General features: G+C 69.3%; 14 protein-coding genes. 5 read left to right on the top strand and 9 right to left on the bottom strand.

The window, feature by feature from the left end; translation table 11 throughout:
* The first annotated feature begins 59 nt into the window (after window positions 1-59).
* From AC1DHX_RS06940 to AC1DHX_RS06925, 4 genes are read left to right on the top strand one after another with little or no spacing between them, the layout of a single operon-like run.
* On the top strand, window positions 60-1,097 hold the full coding sequence (locus AC1DHX_RS06940) for a thiamine pyrophosphate-dependent enzyme (protein ID WP_476858808.1): 1,038 nt from the start codon (window positions 60-62) through the stop codon (window positions 1,095-1,097).
* On the top strand, window positions 1,090-2,196 hold the full coding sequence (locus AC1DHX_RS06935; protein WP_476858809.1) for an alpha-ketoacid dehydrogenase subunit beta: 1,107 nt from the start codon (window positions 1,090-1,092) through the stop codon (window positions 2,194-2,196). The genes AC1DHX_RS06940 and AC1DHX_RS06935 overlap by 8 nt, the downstream gene beginning before the upstream one ends.
* On the top strand, window positions 2,189-2,518 hold the full coding sequence (locus tag AC1DHX_RS06930) for a biotin/lipoyl-containing protein (RefSeq protein WP_018775751.1): 330 nt from the start codon (window positions 2,189-2,191) through the stop codon (window positions 2,516-2,518). The genes AC1DHX_RS06935 and AC1DHX_RS06930 overlap by 8 nt, the downstream gene beginning before the upstream one ends.
* Before the next feature lie 4 nt (window positions 2,519-2,522).
* Complete coding sequence (locus AC1DHX_RS06925; RefSeq protein WP_476858810.1) at window positions 2,523-3,350, top strand: alpha/beta fold hydrolase; 828 nt, start codon at window positions 2,523-2,525, stop codon at window positions 3,348-3,350.
* A gap of 138 nt (window positions 3,351-3,488) precedes the next feature.
* On the opposite strand, the gene AC1DHX_RS06920 is transcribed toward AC1DHX_RS06925, so the two are convergent.
* The 3 genes from AC1DHX_RS06920 to AC1DHX_RS06910 all read right to left on the bottom strand — a co-directional run bounded on the left by AC1DHX_RS06920 (window position 3,489) and on the right by AC1DHX_RS06910 (window position 7,049).
* Window positions 3,489-4,844 carry an MFS transporter gene (locus tag AC1DHX_RS06920; RefSeq protein WP_476899926.1) on the bottom strand — a complete coding sequence of 452 codons (1,356 nt, stop codon included), beginning with the start codon at window positions 4,842-4,844 and terminating at the stop codon, window positions 3,489-3,491.
* A 159-nt stretch (window positions 4,845-5,003) separates the two neighbouring features.
* The gene (hpaB, locus tag AC1DHX_RS06915; protein WP_476899925.1) at window positions 5,004-6,458 is read right to left on the bottom strand and encodes a 4-hydroxyphenylacetate 3-monooxygenase, oxygenase component; all 1,455 of its coding nucleotides are present in this window, start codon (window positions 6,456-6,458) and stop codon (window positions 5,004-5,006) included.
* 51 nt (window positions 6,459-6,509) lie between these two features.
* Window positions 6,510-7,049, bottom strand: a complete 540-nt coding sequence (locus AC1DHX_RS06910) for a flavin reductase family protein (RefSeq protein ID WP_476858812.1) — start codon at window positions 7,047-7,049, stop codon at window positions 6,510-6,512.
* Window positions 7,050-7,248: 199 nt separating this feature from the next.
* Between AC1DHX_RS06910 and AC1DHX_RS06905 the strand changes: the two genes are divergently transcribed.
* The gene (locus AC1DHX_RS06905; RefSeq protein WP_223915970.1) at window positions 7,249-7,965 is read left to right on the top strand and encodes an IclR family transcriptional regulator; all 717 of its coding nucleotides are present in this window, start codon (window positions 7,249-7,251) and stop codon (window positions 7,963-7,965) included.
* A gap of 40 nt (window positions 7,966-8,005) precedes the next feature.
* Here the strand turns inward: AC1DHX_RS06905 and AC1DHX_RS06900 are convergent, their stop codons facing one another.
* The 6 genes from AC1DHX_RS06900 to AC1DHX_RS06875 form a co-directional block, all read right to left on the bottom strand.
* A complete protein-coding gene (locus AC1DHX_RS06900) occupies window positions 8,006-9,430 on the bottom strand; it encodes an MFS transporter (RefSeq protein WP_476858813.1) in 1,425 nt (474 codons plus the stop codon).
* Between the two features lie 188 nt (window positions 9,431-9,618).
* Window positions 9,619-12,717: an AAA family ATPase gene (locus AC1DHX_RS06895; protein WP_476899924.1), complete on the bottom strand. Its 3,099-nt coding sequence runs from the start codon at window positions 12,715-12,717 to the stop codon at window positions 9,619-9,621.
* Window positions 12,714-13,895, bottom strand: a complete 1,182-nt coding sequence (locus AC1DHX_RS06890) for an exonuclease SbcCD subunit D (protein WP_476899923.1) — start codon at window positions 13,893-13,895, stop codon at window positions 12,714-12,716. The genes AC1DHX_RS06895 and AC1DHX_RS06890 overlap by 4 nt, the downstream gene beginning before the upstream one ends.
* 82 nt (window positions 13,896-13,977) lie before the next feature.
* Complete coding sequence (locus AC1DHX_RS06885; protein ID WP_476858816.1) at window positions 13,978-15,018, bottom strand: aquaporin; 1,041 nt, start codon at window positions 15,016-15,018, stop codon at window positions 13,978-13,980.
* Window positions 15,019-15,211: 193 nt separating this feature from the next.
* Window positions 15,212-15,553 (bottom strand): DUF202 domain-containing protein, encoded by a 342-nt coding sequence (locus tag AC1DHX_RS06880; protein ID WP_476858817.1) that lies wholly within the window; start codon window positions 15,551-15,553, stop codon window positions 15,212-15,214.
* Window positions 15,550-15,906, bottom strand: coding sequence for a YidH family protein (locus tag AC1DHX_RS06875; RefSeq protein ID WP_018775740.1), 357 nt, complete (start codon window positions 15,904-15,906; stop codon window positions 15,550-15,552). The genes AC1DHX_RS06880 and AC1DHX_RS06875 overlap by 4 nt, the downstream gene beginning before the upstream one ends.
* Between the last annotated feature and the right edge of the window lie 36 nt (window positions 15,907-15,942).

Below are 15,942 nucleotides of genomic sequence, written 5' to 3'. Positions count from 1 at the left end.
CTGGGCACCCCAGCCTAGGCTGATTGCCCACCCCGCCGCCGGTGACTAGGGTCACAGGCATGGACACACTTCTCCCCGTGGCTTCCGGCAGCGCTGCCGGGCCGCTCACAGCCGATGAACTCCGCGAGCTCTATTCGCTCATGGTGGCCGTCCGGCACCTCGACACCTCGGCCATCGCCTGGCAGCGGCAGGGCATCATCCCCGGCTACGCCCCCGAACTCGGCCAGGAAGCGGCCCAGGTGGGCAGCGGCTACGCCGTGGACACCACCCGGGACTTCGTCTTCCCCACCTACCGCGAAATGGGCGTTGCCCGGACCATGGGGGTGGACATGGTGGCCTACATGTCCACCCACAAGGCCACGTGGCACGGCGGTCTGTACAACCCGCTGGAATCCCGGCTGGCCCCGATCCAGGCGGTAGTTGCCGGATCCGTCCTGCACGCCGTCGGCTGGGCCCACGGCCAGACGCTGGACAAAAAGGACGGCGTCGCAATGACGTACTTCGGCGACGGCGCCTCCTCCCAGGGCGACGTGCACGAGGCGATGAACTTCGCCGCCGTGATGAAGGCGCCCGTCGTGTTCTTCGTCCAGAACAACGGCTGGGCCATCTCGGTCCCCACCGAACGGCAGGTGGCCGGGGGCTCCGTCGCGGCCCGCGCCGCGGGTTACGGCATGCCCGCGCTGAAGATCGACGGCGACGACGTCGTCGCGGTCCTCGAGGCGACCCGCCGCGCCTTCGCCCACGCCCGCGCCGGCAACGGCCCCGTGCTCATCGAGGCCATGACGTACCGCCGTGGCCCGCACTCGACCTCCGATGACCCGGGCCGCTACCGCTCCCTCGACGAGGAACGCGACAGCGCCGGCACCGACCCGCTCGAACGGCTGCGGCAGCGGCTGCTGGCCGATGGTATCGCCGACGAGGCGTTCTTCGCCGAAGCGCTGGCCGCGGCCAAGGCCGAAGAGGAGCAGATCCGTACCGGCATCCAGGCCCTGGGCTCCCGGCCCGGCACCGAAATGTTTGACCTGGTCTTCCAGGAAACCACCCCYGCCCTGCAGGCCCAGGCCGCCAACTGGCGCGAGGAGTCCGAACATGTCTAACTCGATTCTCGAAAGCGAAAGTGCCAGCGGCAACAACACTGCCGACAACACTGCCGACGACACTGTCACCAACCCGGCCGGAAGCGAGCCCGCCACCACGGTGATGTCGATGCAGCAAGCACTCAACCGCGCCCTCGACGAGGTCCTCGCGGACAACCCCAAAGCCGTCATCTTCGGCGAGGACTGCGGCCGGCTCGGCGGCGTCTTCCGCATCACCGACGGGCTGCAGGCCAGGCACGGCGCGCAGCGCGTCTTTGACACCCCGCTGGCGGAATCCGGCATCCTGGGCATGTCCGTGGGCCTGGCGATGGCCGGGTTCCACCCCATTCCCGAGGTCCAGTTCGACGGCTTCGCCTACCCTGCCATCAACCAGATCGTCTGCCAGATCGCCCGGATGAACTACCGCAGCCGGGGCACCATGCCGATGCCCATCACCCTGCGGGTGCCCAGCTTCGGCGGCATCCGCGCCCCCGAACACCACGGCGAAAGCCTGGAGGCGCTCTTCGCCCACGTACCGGGCCTGAAGGTGGTCTCGCCGTCGAACCCGCATGAGGCCTACCACCTGCTCAAGTACGCCGCCACGCGGCCGGACCCGGTGATCTTCATGGAGCCCAAGTCGAGGTACTGGCAGAAGGGTGAGGTGGACCTTGCGCACTGCGATGCGGACGACGATGCAGACGGCGGCTCCCCCACCGGCGCCAAGGTGATGCGCGAAGGCCGCCACCTCACGCTGGTCGCCTGGGGCGCCATGGTGGCCCGCTGCCTGCAGGTGGCGGAGCTCGCGGCCGAGGACGGGATCGATATCGAGGTCCTGGACCTGCGCTGGCTCAAGCCGATCGACGCCGAGGCCCTCGCCGCCTCCGTGCGCAAGACGCGCCGCGCCGTCGTCGTCCACGAGGCGCCGCTGACCTCCGGCCTCGGCGCCGAAGTGGCGCAGCTGATCACGCAAAGGTGCTTCGACACCCTCAGGGCGCCGGTGGAGCGCATCACCGGCTTCGACGTCCCGTACCCCTCGGGCGACCTGGAAGATGAATACATCCCGAACATTGACCGGATCCTCTTCGGCATCCAGCGAGTATTGGAGTACAAACGTGGCTGAAATTTCCTTCCCGCTCCCGGATCTCGGCGAGGGCCTGATCGAGGCCACCGTGCTGGAATGGCTGGTTTCCCCGGGCGAGCAGGTGGAGCGCAACCAGCCGCTCGTGGAGGTCGAAACCACCAAGTCGGCCGTTGAATTGCCCAGCCCGCAGGCAGGTAAGGTAGTGCGTATCTACGGCGGGCCCGGCGACAAGATCAATGTCGGCGAGCCCCTGATTGTGTTTGAGGTGCCGGACAACACCGCCGGCATCGTGGGCACGGTCCCGAAGGAAGAGGCACCTAAGCGCCGGGTCCGCCTGAGCGCCGTACTTGATGAGGACTGAGAGCATGAGCGGCAGACACACCGGCGAGCAGCATTCGCACACCGTTGAGGGCACCGACCCCCAGCTGTACGTGCAGGTGCATGAGCCCCAGAACGACGCCGGGTTCCGTCCCGTCCTGCTGCTGCACGGCTTCTCCTCCTCCTCCAAGCTCAACTGGGAAGACAGCGGCTGGCTCACCGCGCTCCTGGAAGCCGGCCGGCGCGTCATCACCGTGGACCTGCCCGGCCACGGCCGCAGCGGCGCCCCGGAGGACATGGACTCCTACTCCCCCAGCCGGATCCGTGCGGACCTGCTGCAGATAGTCTTCGACGCCGGCGCGCGGCCGCTGCGCGACGGGGACCCGTCCAGCGGGCTCGACGTGATCGGCTATTCGCTGGGGTCCCGGCTCGCCTGGGAGTTCGGAGCCACACAGCACGAGCTGGTGCACCGGCTGGTCCTGGGCGGCCCGAATGTCGCCGACCCCCTGGCGGACTTCGACCTGATCGCCGCGCAGCGGTACCTGGCCGACGGCACGCCGATCGCGGACGAGTCGACCGCCGGGCTGCTGAAGATGGCCATGCTGCTGCCCAGCAACAACATCTTCGCGCTGCTGTCCCTGGTCGAGGCAATCAAGGCCGAGCCGTATGACCCCGCCGAAGCGGTCCCCCACATGCCGATGCTCCTCGTGGCGGGGGAAAACGACGACCGGGCCGCCACCATGCCGGAGCTCGCCGCCCTGGGCGCCAAGGCCGGCGGCATGGTCGAACAGCTCGTGCTGCCGGGCCGCAACCACACCAACGCCATCACCAGCCGCGCCTTCAAGCAAGGCGCCATCAGCTTCCTGGGCGTCTAAACCCGCCTCACAAAAGCGACGCGGGGTCACTTACGGCCCATCCGAATGATCTGGATGGGCGCGAAGTGACCCCGCGTTGCTCTTTAACCCAGAGGGGCACGGACCTTGCGGTCCGCGCCCCTCGTGCTTGCCTGGTTGCTAGTGCTTTGCGGCTTCGGCCGGCGCGTGGTGCGCGACGCCGAGCGGGCGGCCCTTCGTTTCCCCGGCCAACAGGACGCCGACGGCGGAGATGACGCAGAGGATCATGATGTAGATGCCGATGGAGCCGGTCCAGTGGGTGCCCTGCAGGAGGACTTCCGCGATGGTGGCCGCGAACGCGCCGCCGAGGATCGCGCCGAAGGCGTAGCCGATCGAGATGCCCGAGTAGCGCACCTCCGGCGGGAACATCTCGGCGTACATGGCGGACATGGGGCCGTAGGACAGGCCCAGGCCGACCGTCAGGACGAACAGCGCGACGCCGTAGAGCACAATGTTCTTGGTGTCGATGAGGGCGAACATCGGGATCATCCAGGCAAAGACAATGCCGTAGCCGATCAGGAACGTCTTGACGCGGCCGATCTTGTCCGAGAGCCAGCCGCCGACCAGGGTGAAGATCAGCCAGCCGAAGGAAGCCAGCGTCGTGGCGAGCAGGATCTGCGGGGTGGGCATCTTCAGCGTCTTGGTGGCGTAGGAGATGAAGAASGCRATCARCAGGTAGCCGGCAGCGTTGTTGCCGATGAAGATCATSGTSGARTAGAGGACAGCCTTCTTGTGCTTGCGGAKCAGCTCGCCCAGSGGCGCCTTGCTYTCTTCCTTGCGGTCCTGCATCTCCTTGAAGACGGGGCTCTCAGCGACTGCCCGGCGGATCAGGTAGCCGACCACGATCAGCACGATCGAGAGCAGGAACGGCACACGCCAGCCCCAGGATGCGAAGTCTTCCTTGGACATGGACGTGTTGAGGAAGTACAGCAGGCCGGTMGCGAGGATCATGCCGACCGGAACGCCGATCTGCGGGTAGGCGCCGAACAGACCGCGCYTGCTCTTGGGMGCGTGCTCCACGGCCATCAGGGCRGCGCCGCCCCATTCACCGCCGGCGGAGAAGCCCTGGATGACGCGGAGCAGGATCAGGAGGATCGGGGCCCAGACGCCGATCTGCGCATAGGTGGGCAGCATGCCGATCAGGGCCGTGGCGGCGCCCATCATGATCAGGGTGAAGACCAGCATGGCCTTGCGGCCGAGGYGGTCGCCGAGGTGGCCGGCGAYGATCGCGCCGAGCGGGCGGAAGAGGAAGCTGATGCCGATCAGGGCGAAGGACAGGATCTGCGCCAGGCCAGGGTTGGAGGCGTTCAGCGGGGCCAGGAACAGCGGCGACAGCAGCGTTGCTGTCAGCTGGGCAAAAATAAAGAAGTCGTACCACTCGATGGTGGTGCCGACCAGTGTCCCGGCGAGGACCTTGCGTTCCTCGTGTTTGCTGCTGGGACCCGCCTCGGAATCTACGGATGAAGTTACGGTCATTGGAACTCCGTTGCTGGGGGCAGAGGTACTGCCCGGGTGGGTGCGAAGTGGATAACTGATGCCTCATGAATTACTGATCGAACGGTCAGTTAGTATCCTGAATACTACTACGAAAGATGTGATAAGGCACACATGTTCCCGGAAAGTGTCTTCCGCGGGTCAGTCGGTGCGGTTGAGCAGCTCGCGGACCCTGGCCCGGACCGGCTCGCGGTCGTAGGTGTTGACCAGGGCGCCGGCCATGCGGACSGGRTCTCCGAAGAAGAAGTACTCGTAGAGCGACTGGCGCCCGGAGAACCCGGAGATCGAGGCGTCGAAGGCCAGTTTGAACAGCCGGACCCGCTCGGGGCCGGTCAGGGTCTTGCCCTGCAGGTACAGCTCGATATCCTCCCGGGCCTCGCTGTTGACGTCCGCCTYCCCCGGCAGGGCCATGAGGCCCGACGCCGAGAACTTCCGGATGATCTGCGGGAAGCGCTGGGCGATCTTCGGGTACCAGTTGCGGGCGGCGTTCAGGGTGGACCACTTCGGCAGCATGACGCCGGCGTCGTTGAGTCCGGCGTCGGCCTCGGACGCGCGGACCAGGGCCTTGCCGATTTCGACGTCGATAATCAGCTCTGCGATGTCCTCCTGGATGTGCTGGAATCCGTCGATGCCGATCGATTCGGCCAGTTCCGAGGCCAGGCCCAAGTAGAACTCGCTCTTGGCGATCGTGCGGGTGACCACCTGGTGGGTCATGAGCGCGCCGGCCCCGGTCTCGGTGTAGAAACTGTTGCACAGCTGCGGGTGGCCCAGCATGAAGATGCGCTCGTTGGGCACGAAGACGTGGTCAAAAACCGCGACGGCGTCCATTTCCTCATAGCGGGAGGCCAGCGGCTCGTCGTGGGTGCTGCCGCCGTTGTACAGCGAGGTGCGGCAGAGGTAGCGCAGGCCCGGGGCGTCGTTGGGGATGGCGAACGCGTAAGAGTAGGGGGCGTCCTCCGGGGTGCCCCGCAGGACCGTGGACGGAAACACGAGCAGTTCGTCGGCGATCGGGGCGATGGTGGCGAGCATGCGCGCGCCCTGGATGACGATCCCGTCCCCGCGCTCCTCCACGATCCGGGCCGAGAGCTGGCCGCCGAGCTGCTCCGACCCGGAGACGGACCGGTTGACCTGCGGCGGGATGAGGGTGTGGGTGGCGAGCACGTCGTTTTCCCGGGCCCACTCGTAGTAGTTGCGGATGTTCTCGCCAAACTTCGGATCCGCCTGCGCGAACCACTTCCCCGCCGTGCCCAGCGCGGTCAACGCGGAGTTCATATAGTCCCCGGAGCGGCCAAGGAAGCCGTTGGAGGACTCGGCCCAGGTGGAGATGGCGCGGCGCCGCCGCTGGAGGTCCTCGACGGTCTTCGGCACCAGGAAGGAGGCGCTGACCAGGTCCCCGGTGCTGGGCGAGGCGTAAGTGAGTGCCTCCTGGTACTGCGGATCATGCTGCATGTCGAAGAGCCTGGCGTAGGAGCGGGCCACATTGCGGAAGGCSGGGTGCTCGGCGATCTTCTCGCTGACCACCTCGCCGTCGATCACCACATGCGGCGTCATGGCATTGAGCTTTTCCAGGTACTGCCGTCCGGTACGGATACCCATTGGTCTTCCTCCAGTCGTCGTTGCGCTGAATTGCCGGGAAGGAATGTGGCGCTAGAGCAAATCCTCCATACCCAGCTGGCTTTCCGGGATGGTGGTAAAGGTGCTGTTGGCGAAGGCCAAGGCATCGCCGTTGCGGTAGTTGAAGTCCACTACCTCGCCGATATACAGGGTGTGGTCGCCGCCGTCGTACGCCGCCCAGGGCTTGCATTCGAAATAGGCGAGGACATTGGACAGCCGCGGCGCGGTCTTCCCCTCCACCCACAGCGGCTCGGGGCCGGGCCTTCCGGCGAAGCGCATGGCCAGGTACCGCTGCTCGGCGCCAAGGATATTCACGGTGAAGGGCCGGCCGGCGAGCTCGTCGTGGGCCCTGGCCGTGCGGGCGATGCTCACCAGCACCAGCGGAGGGTCCATCGAGACCGAGGTGAAGGAGTTCACGGTGATGCCGTGGCGTTTTTTCGTGGCCCCGTCGAAGGTCACGATCGCGACGCCGGTGGCAAACCTGCCGAGGCTGCCCCGGAAGTGGTTGGCCCGCGGTGCCGACGGGGGGCCCTGGGCGCCCCCGGCGTGGCCGCGCGGCGTGGCAATCATCATTGATCCCTTGCGTTCGTTGCGTTTCCCGACCGTGGTGTGGGTGTGCTTTGGATCAGCCGTGTTCTATAGTCGAGTTCTGTATTGTGTTCTATAATCGAACAAACAGTTCCCATATAGAACGCTAGCTGACCATGAGCCGGAACACAAGGGTAGCCCGGCGAGCCCGGCGTCCAGTAACCCCGCACCTAGGATGGACCCCATGACCCCGAATGCCGGCACCGCCCAGGCTTCCCCGTCCCAGACGCTGTCCCGTGGTATCAGGGCGCTGGAGATCCTCGCCGAGGCCCAGCAGCCGCTGACCATTGCCGAACTCGCCGACGCCATGGGCGTCCACCGCTCCGTGGCCTACCGGATCCTGCGCACGCTCGAGGACCACTCGCTGCTGGTTCGTGACGATGGCGGCCGCGTCCAGCCCGGCCCGGGCCTCGCGGTCCTGGCCCGCGGGGTCTCCCGGAACCTGCAGTCGGCGGCGTTGCCGGAACTGACCCAGCTGGCCAACACCCTGACCATGAGCGCCTTCGTGGCGGTCTGGGACCGGGAGGAGTGCGTGACGCTGGTGACCGTGGATCCGCGGCACAGCGGCGCCGCGGTGGTGCAGCACCCGGGGTCGCGGCACCCCATCAGCGCAGGGGCGCCGGGCATTGCGATCCAGTCAGCCTTCCCGGAGCAGGAGTGGCGGGCCCTGGTCCCGGGCATCCCGTACCGGTCCGAGGCGGCCGAGGCCCGGCGCCGCGGCTATGCCGCCAGCCATGACGAGGTGATCCCCGGGGTGTCCTCGATTGCGGTGCCGCTGCGTGTGCCTGGCGGGCGTCCGGCCGCCCTCGCCGTCGTCTATATCCGCGCCGCGCAGGATCCGGACGAGGTCGCAGCGGCCCTGACCGAGGCGGCGCGTCGCATCGAGGCGCAGCTGGGCTAAGCCCGCGCCCCGTCCCGCAGCAGCTCTGTCCCGTCGGGGTCTATGCGGCCGCGGCCGTCTTCTTCCCGCGTTGCCGGAGTACGACGGCGGCTGCCGTTCCGAGCAGGAACAGCGCCGTGGCGGCGCACACCGGAACCAGGAAGGCCGTCGAATACCCGAAGTTCTGCGCCAGCTGTCCGGCGATGGAGGATCCGAGCGCGGTGCCGGCCACAATGCCGCTGGCCAGGGCTGTCATGACCGTGCCGAGCTTTCCGGCCGGGGCCACGAGGCCGCCGATCGCGAAGACAGTGACCATGAGCGGACCAACGGGCAGGCCCAGGACCAGCAGTACAAGGACCATGGGCAGCGCCGTCGAGGGCAGCAACAGCAGCGATGCGAAGCCGGCCATCAGGGCCGCGCAGGCAATCCAGCGGGCGTTCACCGTGAAGCGCCGGGGCCAGTACGCGACCGAGAGGGCGGCCGCGGCAGAGCTCAGTCCCATGACTGCGTAGAGCAGGCCCGCGAGTTCGGAGGTGGCGAAGCTGGCGGAGAAAGAGCTCAGGGCTGTCTGGGTGGAGCCGAAGAACGTGCCCATGCACACCATCGCCAGCACGGGGAGGGCGACGGCGGCGAAGGTTTTGACCCGCCGGGCTGCCGTGCGGGTTTCCCCGTGGTTGTCCCCCGCCGTCGTGGGCGCCGGGCCGGCCGCGTGGCCTGCGGCCGGACCGGCGGGCCGGCGTTTCGTTGTGCGGACCACCGCAAGGTGCGTGGGGTGGACGGCGAAGGCGGGTACGAGGACCACGGTCAGTGCCGCGGCGAGGGCCAGCGGCAGCCACGGCGCGAGCAGGCTCGCGAGGATTCCGACGAGTGCGGGGCCGAGCACGAAGGTGAGCTCGTCCGCGGTGCTCTCATAGGAAAGGGCGGTGTCCAGGTCCGCGGAGTTCCCGGCCGCACGGGTTCCGGAGCCGGACGTCCGGGAGGTCAGCGCCATCCAGCGGACGCGGGCCAGCGGACCGACCTGCGGGCAGCTCACCCCGGCCACGAAGGCCGCGGCCAGCACGGGCACCGCGGCGGCAAGGTCGTGGACCCCGGGGATGAGGTAGGCCGTGAGGATCAGGGCAACGATGGCCACGGTGTTGGCGATGGCGGATACGAGCAGGACACCGCGCTGGCCGAGCCGGTCTGCGAGGACGCCGAGGACGGGGGCACCGAGTGCGGAACCGATGCCGACGGCGCCAGCCGCGGCGCCGCCCACGGCGTACGAGCCCGTGACGGCGGTGACGAGTGTCAGTGCGCCGACCGTCAGCATGGCAAGCGGCAGGCGGGCGAAGAGCCCGAGGGGGATGAAGCTGCGGCCGGCGAGCAACGGCAGCTGCGCRTAGCGGCCGCCCTTTGCGGGCGACGGGGCAGGCAGAGCGTCGGTCGAAATTGAAGCGGCCGGCAGCGCGTAGGTCGGCGGCAGTGGGGCGTCAAGAGTAGACACCAAAGAAGACGGTGAAGGGTTCATGGTTTCCGGGTTCGCTAAATACTGCGCATCGTCCCTCCTCCCGATGCGCGCGACCCGGTAACAGACCAATGATACCCGATCCCGGGACGCCGGCCCTGGGACCAGACCCCGGGACGGGTCCCAGAGTGGGCCCCGGGACCGGTCCCAGGGCCCACTCTGGGTCCGGCTCAGGCCCGGGTGTCGTCGCTGATGTGCAGGGTGGAGCCRCTGCGGCCCTTGACCACCTGGAGCTGGGTGCCGATGCGCTGCTTCATTTCGGCGACGTGGCTCACGAGCCCCACCACCCGGCCGCCGTCGCGGAGGCTTTCCAGGGCGTCCATGACTTGTTCCAGCGCCTGTTCGTCGAGGCTGCCGAAGCCCTCGTCCACGAAGAGGGTCTCGATGTCCACGCCACCGGACTCCTGCTGCACGACGTCCGCCAGCCCAAGGGCCAGCGCCAGTGAGGCCATAAAGGACTCGCCGCCGGAGAGGGTGGCGGTGTCCCGGCGTTGGCCGGTCCACTCGTCCACGACCTCCAGGCCAAGGCCGGACTTCGCGCCGCGTGCTGCCTTGGCGTCGGTGTGCTGCAAGGTGTAGCGGCCATCGCTCATACCGATCAGGCGTTCGGAGGCAGCGACGGCCACCTGCTCGAGCCGGGCGGCGAGGACATAGCTGTTCAGGCTCATGCGATAGGTGTTGTCTCCGCCGCCCTTGGCCGCGTCGGCGACGGCGGTGAGCATCGCGGCCCGGTCCCGCGGTTCCCTGCCGGCGGCAGCGAGGTCCGCGTAGTCACCGGCGATGCGCCCGAGTATCCGGAGCGAGTTTTCCGCCAGCCCGGCCGCAAGCACGGCTTCCCGGGCTTTGCGTTCAGCCGCCGCCGATTCCGTCCTGAGCTCCTCGAGGGCGGCGTCGCTGACGATGTCCCCGGCGGCCCGCTCGGCTGCCGCCAGGGCCAGGTCCTCTCCGGCGAACAGTTCCTGGATCCTGGCGGCCTCGTCCTGTCCGGCCCGGATGGCCGTTTCAAGGCTTGTGGCCACCGGCGTTGGCAGCAGCGCTTCCCGCGCCGCGGTTTCGGTGCTGAAACCGGCTCCGGGAAGGGCCACTTCAAGGTGCCGGCGTGCCTCCGCGGTGCGGGCGGCGGCCTGTTCGTGGGCCGAGTGTGCGGCGTCGGCGTGCTCCAGGACCGCCGTGGTTGCCGTCAGGGCGGCGATCCGCTGTTCGAGGGTCGCGTGGCCGGCGCGCAGCTTGTCCAGGGTGGCTTCGAGGGCCTGTGCCTGTTCGTCGATTTCGGCGATCGTCGATTGCGTCTGCACGATGCCGGAGGCGGCGTCGGCCTGCGCCCGCTCTGCGTCGGCGATCACCGCTTCGAGTTCTGCCATCCGGGCCCGGCTCGCAGCAAGGTCCGTGGCAGCGCGGACGGCGTCATCAGCCCGTTCCCGGGCCAAGGCTGCCTCCTCACGGGCTTCCCCGGCAGGTSTGTTGCCGCCCTGGGCGGCCAGGACGGCGACGTTCTGTTGGGCCTCGGCGAGCTCACGACCTAGGGCGGCGACGGCTTCTTCTGCCGTGTCGCTGGCCAGTTGCGCGGTTTTCTCGGCCTCGGCGACGGCCAAGGCGGAGGCTGCCGCTGGGGCAGGTGCCGGGTGCTCAGGGCTGCCGCAGACAGGACATGGGACCCCGGCCAGGAGCTGGGTGGCGAGCTCGGCGGCGGCGTTGGTGAGCCGTTGCTCACGGAGGTCCAGCCAGTGCTGCCTCCGGTCCTGGTGCGTGCTGAGGGCCGCGGCGTGCTGTCCGGAGATTGCCGCGCACTCGGCCTCGGCGGCGAGGAAGCGGCCAACGATGGTCACGAGTTCGTCCGCTGCCGTCGCCTCCTTGGTGCGCAACTGGACTTCCGCGGCCAGCTCCTCGAGGGGGCGGATGCCGGCGGACAGGGCCGCCGACTCAGTGCGCAGGGTGTCCAGTGCGGCGGCACCGGCCAGCCGTCCTTTTTCCAGCTCCTGCCGTTGCAGGCGCAGCCGGCTGCCGCGCTGGGTCAGCCCGAGGAACCGGGCTTCGTCGGGCAGGCGTTCGGTGAGCACGGCGTGCAGGGACCGCAGCCGGGCGAGGGTTCCGCGGACGGCCGCGCTGTCCAACATGACGGATTTACCCGCCCGGACGAGGTCGGCATCGTCGTCGTCGGCGGTGGGGGCGCCGGCGTCGAGGACGTCCTGCCCGGCGAGCTCCGGGTCTGTGGCGGCCGCGGACCGCAGCTGCCGCGCGGCCTCCAGCAGGGCCGTTCCTGCCAGGTCCTCGGCTGCCGCGGCGCTTTCGACCGCCTGCAACTGGCCGCCGAGCATTTCGGCCTGGCGGTGCAGGCCCAGTGTGACGGCCTTGCCCGCCAGGACGGGGGCGGCGGCGTCGGCGTCGATCCGCCGCTGTTCCCCGGCGGCGAGTTTGGCGTGGCGGTTGGCCCGCGCGTTCGCCGCCTCCAACAGGGACGCCTGATCGGCGGCCTGTTTCTCGGCTCCCGCGGCAGCGCTGCGCCGGCCCTCCGCGGCGGCTGCCGCGGCGGCGTCGAGCCAGGCCAACAGGGCATCGGGCTCGTCCCGGCCGGGGGCGCCGTCGGGGTCGAGTTCGAGCGCCGCTGTTTCGGCCTCCGCCTGGGCCACGAGCAGTTCCAGCTTCGCGTTGAGGTTGGCGAYCTCGGCCTTGGCGGTCTGCGCCTGCCGGGACAGTTCCTGTTCCACGGCTTCAAAGCGCTGGGTGCCGAACAGGCTCTGCAGCAGCTCCAGACGGTCGGACGCCTTGGAGCGCAGGAACGCCGCGAAGTCCCCCTGCGGCAACATGACCACGCGCGTGAACTGGTCCCGGTTCATGCCCAGGACGTCGGTGATCTCGGCGCCGGCCTCATCATTCCGGCCCGATTTCTCCACCCACGCGCCGTCGATGCGTTCGCGCAGCAGCGTGTTGGCCTGCTGGACCGTGAAGCCGTTCCGGCCCCGGGCACTCGGCTTGTCCCACGCGGGCGAGCGGGAGACTTCGAAGTGCCGGCCCTTGGCCGAGAATTCGCAGGTGACGCGCGGTTCGGCGGCGGCCTCCGCGTGGTCGCTGCGCAGCCGCTTTCCGTCCTGGCGGGCCCCGGGAACCGATCCGTAGAGGGCGAAACAGATGGCGTCCAGGACGCTGGTCTTGCCCGCGCCGGTGGCGCCGTTCAGCAGGAAGAGCCCGTGTGCGCTCAGGCGGTCGAAGTCGATCCGCTCCGTGCCGGCAAACGGGCCGAACGCGGAAATCTCCAGGCGGTGGATCCTCACAGGGACACTCCTTCCAGGCGTACGGCGTCGAGCGCCTCGGCGAGGACTGCGGCTTCGGCGTCGGAAGCCGGCCTGCCCCGGACGTGCTCGAGGAATCCGCAGCAGACGGAGAGGTCGTCCCCGGCTTCGGCCAGCCGGCTGCTGTAGCTGGCTTTGGGCGCCGCGCCGGGACCATCGGGATCGAAGCCGAGCACCAGGGCGTCGGGGAACCGTGCCCGCAGGCGGTCCATCGCCTGGGCCGGGCGGGCCTCGTCCGTCAGCGTGATCTGGCAGTAGGCGGTCTCGGCCCACGCGAAGTCCTCCGACTCCAGGAGCTCATCGAGCTTCCCGCGGAGCACGGCGAGGGTCCGGGGCGCGTCCCAGAGCACTTCGCGGACGCCGCCGATCCCCTCGGCGTCGACCTCCACGAGCCAGCTGCCCTTCCTGTGCTTCGCCTCCGAGAACGAATACGCGAGCGGCGAGCCGGAGTAGCGCACTGCCGGCGAGAGCTCCTGTCTGCCGTGCAGGTGGCCCAGTGCGGTGTAGCYRAAGCCGTCGAASAGRTCCAGCGGGACYGCKCCSACSCCGCCGATGCTSAGWTCMCGTTCRCTGTCSGAGCTGATGCCGCCGCTGGCGAAGGTGTGSGCCAGGACCACYGAATGGACGGTCCGGGTCTGACTCCGCTGCCGCACGTCGGCACGGATCCGTTCGGTGGCGGCGCGGGTGACCTCGAAGTGGCTCGCGGTCTCGACGCCCAGCTGCTCGGCGACCAGCCGGGGCTCCAGCCAGGGGATCCCGTAGATGGCGAGCACCGGCGCTGCCTCATTCCCGGCATCGTCTCCGAGCGGAAAGAGCACGGGAACGTCCAGTTCATTCAGCCGTGTGCGCAAATGCACTCCCCCGCGCTCGAGCAGCCGCGACGCGAACCCCAGCCTGATGGCGGAGTCGTGGTTGCCGCTGGTCAACACAACTTCGGCGCCGGCCCCGGTGAGGCGCACCAGGGCGTCATCCAGCAGGCCGACGACGTCGACGCCCGGCAGTGCGCGGTCATAGACGTCCCCGGCGATGAGGACGACGTCGACGCTCTCTTCCCGGACAAACGCCACGAGCTGGTCGATGAAGGCGCGCTGGGCATCCAGCATGCCGATGCCGTGGAAGGACCGGCCCAAGTGCCAGTCGGAGGTGTGCAATAACCGCATATTCCTACGGTATCGGCTGCCACCGACACTCTTGCGCCACCACCCCGGCGGTGTGACGGAGGTTAAAAGTGGTCAGCAGTGGCTACTTCCCGCCCTTGCGGTCGAAGAAGCTGCGGGCCTCGTCGTTGCCGGCGGGGACGGCCGAAGCAGAAGCGGTGGTGGCCGTGACGTCGGCCAGCCCAGCCTCATCGAAGCCGGCGCCATCCACATCGGCTTCCGTGAGCTTTCCGTCGGTCTGGGCGGTGGGCTGGGCGGTGGGCTGGTCGGCGGGCTGGGCGGTGGGCTGGTCGGCGGGCTGGGCGGCGGGCTGGGCGGTGACCGCGGCAGTGGCAGCGTCACTGGCCTGTCCACTGGTCCCGGCCGACTGCACGAAGCCGCGGAAAACCAGCCCGGCGATGGCCGCACCGACCACCGGTGCCACCCAGAAGAGCCACAGCTGCCCGAGCGCGTCCGGGCCGCTGAAGATGGCCGCCGCCGTTGCCCGGGCCGGGTTGAACGGCACATTGCCGAGGGCCTGGCCCAACTGCAGGAGCATCGCCGTCGTCAGGCCGACCGCGAAGGGCGCAGCCGCCCTGGCCGGATTCCGGCGGGCGGTCGTGGCAAGGAAGATGGCCACGAGCAGTGCCGTGCCGAGGACCTCCACGAGCAGGACGCCTGCCATGGGCACCTGGATGATCGAGTGCTCGCCGAATCCGGCGGCCACGGTGGCGAATGCGCCCTGGGAGTCGTTGATGGTCGGCACGGTGCGCAGGACGCCGTACAGGGCGACGGCCCCGAGCACGGCGCCCACCAGCTGCGCGCCGATGTAGGCGGCGGCGTTGGCAAGCCGGATCCGGCCGGCGATGGCGTTGCCCACGGTGACGGCGGGGTTGAAGTGGCCGCCGGAGACGTAACCGACGGCGAGCATCGCCGCCGTCAGGGTCAGGCCGGCGGCCAGGGCGGCGGGCAGCGGGCTCGACTGCGGAATGGTGAAGAGCGGCACGCCCAGGCCCGCAACCACGACGATCAGGGTCCCCAGGGCCTCGGCGGACAGCCGGGCCACGAGCCCGGGCCGGGGCGGGACGTCGCTGGCGGCCGGTGGCTGGACGTCAACGGAGTCTGGGGCTGGCACAAGCAGGGTCATGGTCAGGATTCCTTTGCTGGCGGCGCGCCCAGGGGCTGCAGTTGCGGCGTCGCTGGACCGCCGCCGGGTTCGTGGTCCGGGGCGGCCTCGGCCRCCTGGGAGAATGGGTCCGCCAGCAGTCTGCCAGCGCAATCTGGATGTTGGCTGGATTCCGGCTGGGTGCCCGTTCCGGGCCGCGGCTCAGTGCCTCAGTTCAGTGCCCCAGGGCCACCGCGGCTACGGCGCTGGCGGCCAGGACCACGACGGCGGCGGCGGCCCAGCGCAGCAACGGCGCCGGCGGCGCAGCGTTGGACCGCCGGAGCTCGCGCCCGCGGACCAGCACGCACACACCCAGGACCAGCGTCGCGGCCATGGCGGCCAGCGCGCAGATGCCAAGGAAATCAACGGGACCTACAACGCCGCCCCGGGATCCTGCGAGCGCCCAGCTGCGCCAGACCAACAGGTCCGCCACGATGAGGGCCAGCAACGTCCGGCGCCAGGCCAGGGAGGTCCGCTCGGGCTGCAGCCCGGGGTCCCTGGCCGCAACTGGCCTCACCGCGCCACCAGGATCAGGACCGCGAACACCAGGGCCGCAGCCGCGACGCCGATGGTCATCACCAGCATCACTCCGGAGAACGGCAGCTCCCTGTTGTTCCGCATGGCAGCCTCCATGAGCCCCCACCGGTGGTAGGACAGGGCGGCCAGGCCCGCGCCCAGGAACGCGAGGATGACGCACAACACGATCCGCACGGGTCCGGGCGCGATCTCCGGGGCCAGCTGGTCGATCGCAAGGGCTCCGGCAATCAGGGCCAGGGACGTGCGGATCCAGGCCAGGAAGGTCCGCTCGTTGGCCAGGGAGAACCTGTAGTCGGGGGTGGTCCCGGTCTTCCGCCACGCTGGTTCGCGCATTCGTTTCCTCCGCTGCCCGGCGGTACGGCGCCGGCG

Source organism: Arthrobacter sp. 05N33_2, from assembly GCF_056397425.1.
The sequence above is the reverse complement of the archived record's forward strand: the minus strand, read 5'-3'. Positions and strand labels throughout refer to the sequence as shown.

Bases quoted from the DNA above. Each gene is read 5' to 3' on its own strand.
- AC1DHX_RS06935 (WP_476858809.1), top strand. From the start codon at position 1,090: ATGTCTAACTCGATTCTCGAAAGCGAAAGTGCCAGCGGCAACAACACT.
- AC1DHX_RS06925 (WP_476858810.1), top strand. From the start codon at position 2,523: ATGAGCGGCAGACACACCGGCGAGCAGCATTCGCACACCGTTGAGGGC.
- AC1DHX_RS06910 (WP_476858812.1), bottom strand. From the start codon at position 7,049: ATGATGATTGCCACGCCGCGCGGCCACGCCGGGGGCGCCCAGGGCCCC.
- AC1DHX_RS06905 (WP_223915970.1), top strand. From the start codon at position 7,249: ATGACCCCGAATGCCGGCACCGCCCAGGCTTCCCCGTCCCAGACGCTG.
- AC1DHX_RS06885 (WP_476858816.1), bottom strand. From the start codon at position 15,018: ATGACCCTGCTTGTGCCAGCCCCAGACTCCGTTGACGTCCAGCCACCG.
- AC1DHX_RS06875 (WP_018775740.1), bottom strand. From the start codon at position 15,906: ATGCGCGAACCAGCGTGGCGGAAGACCGGGACCACCCCCGACTACAGG.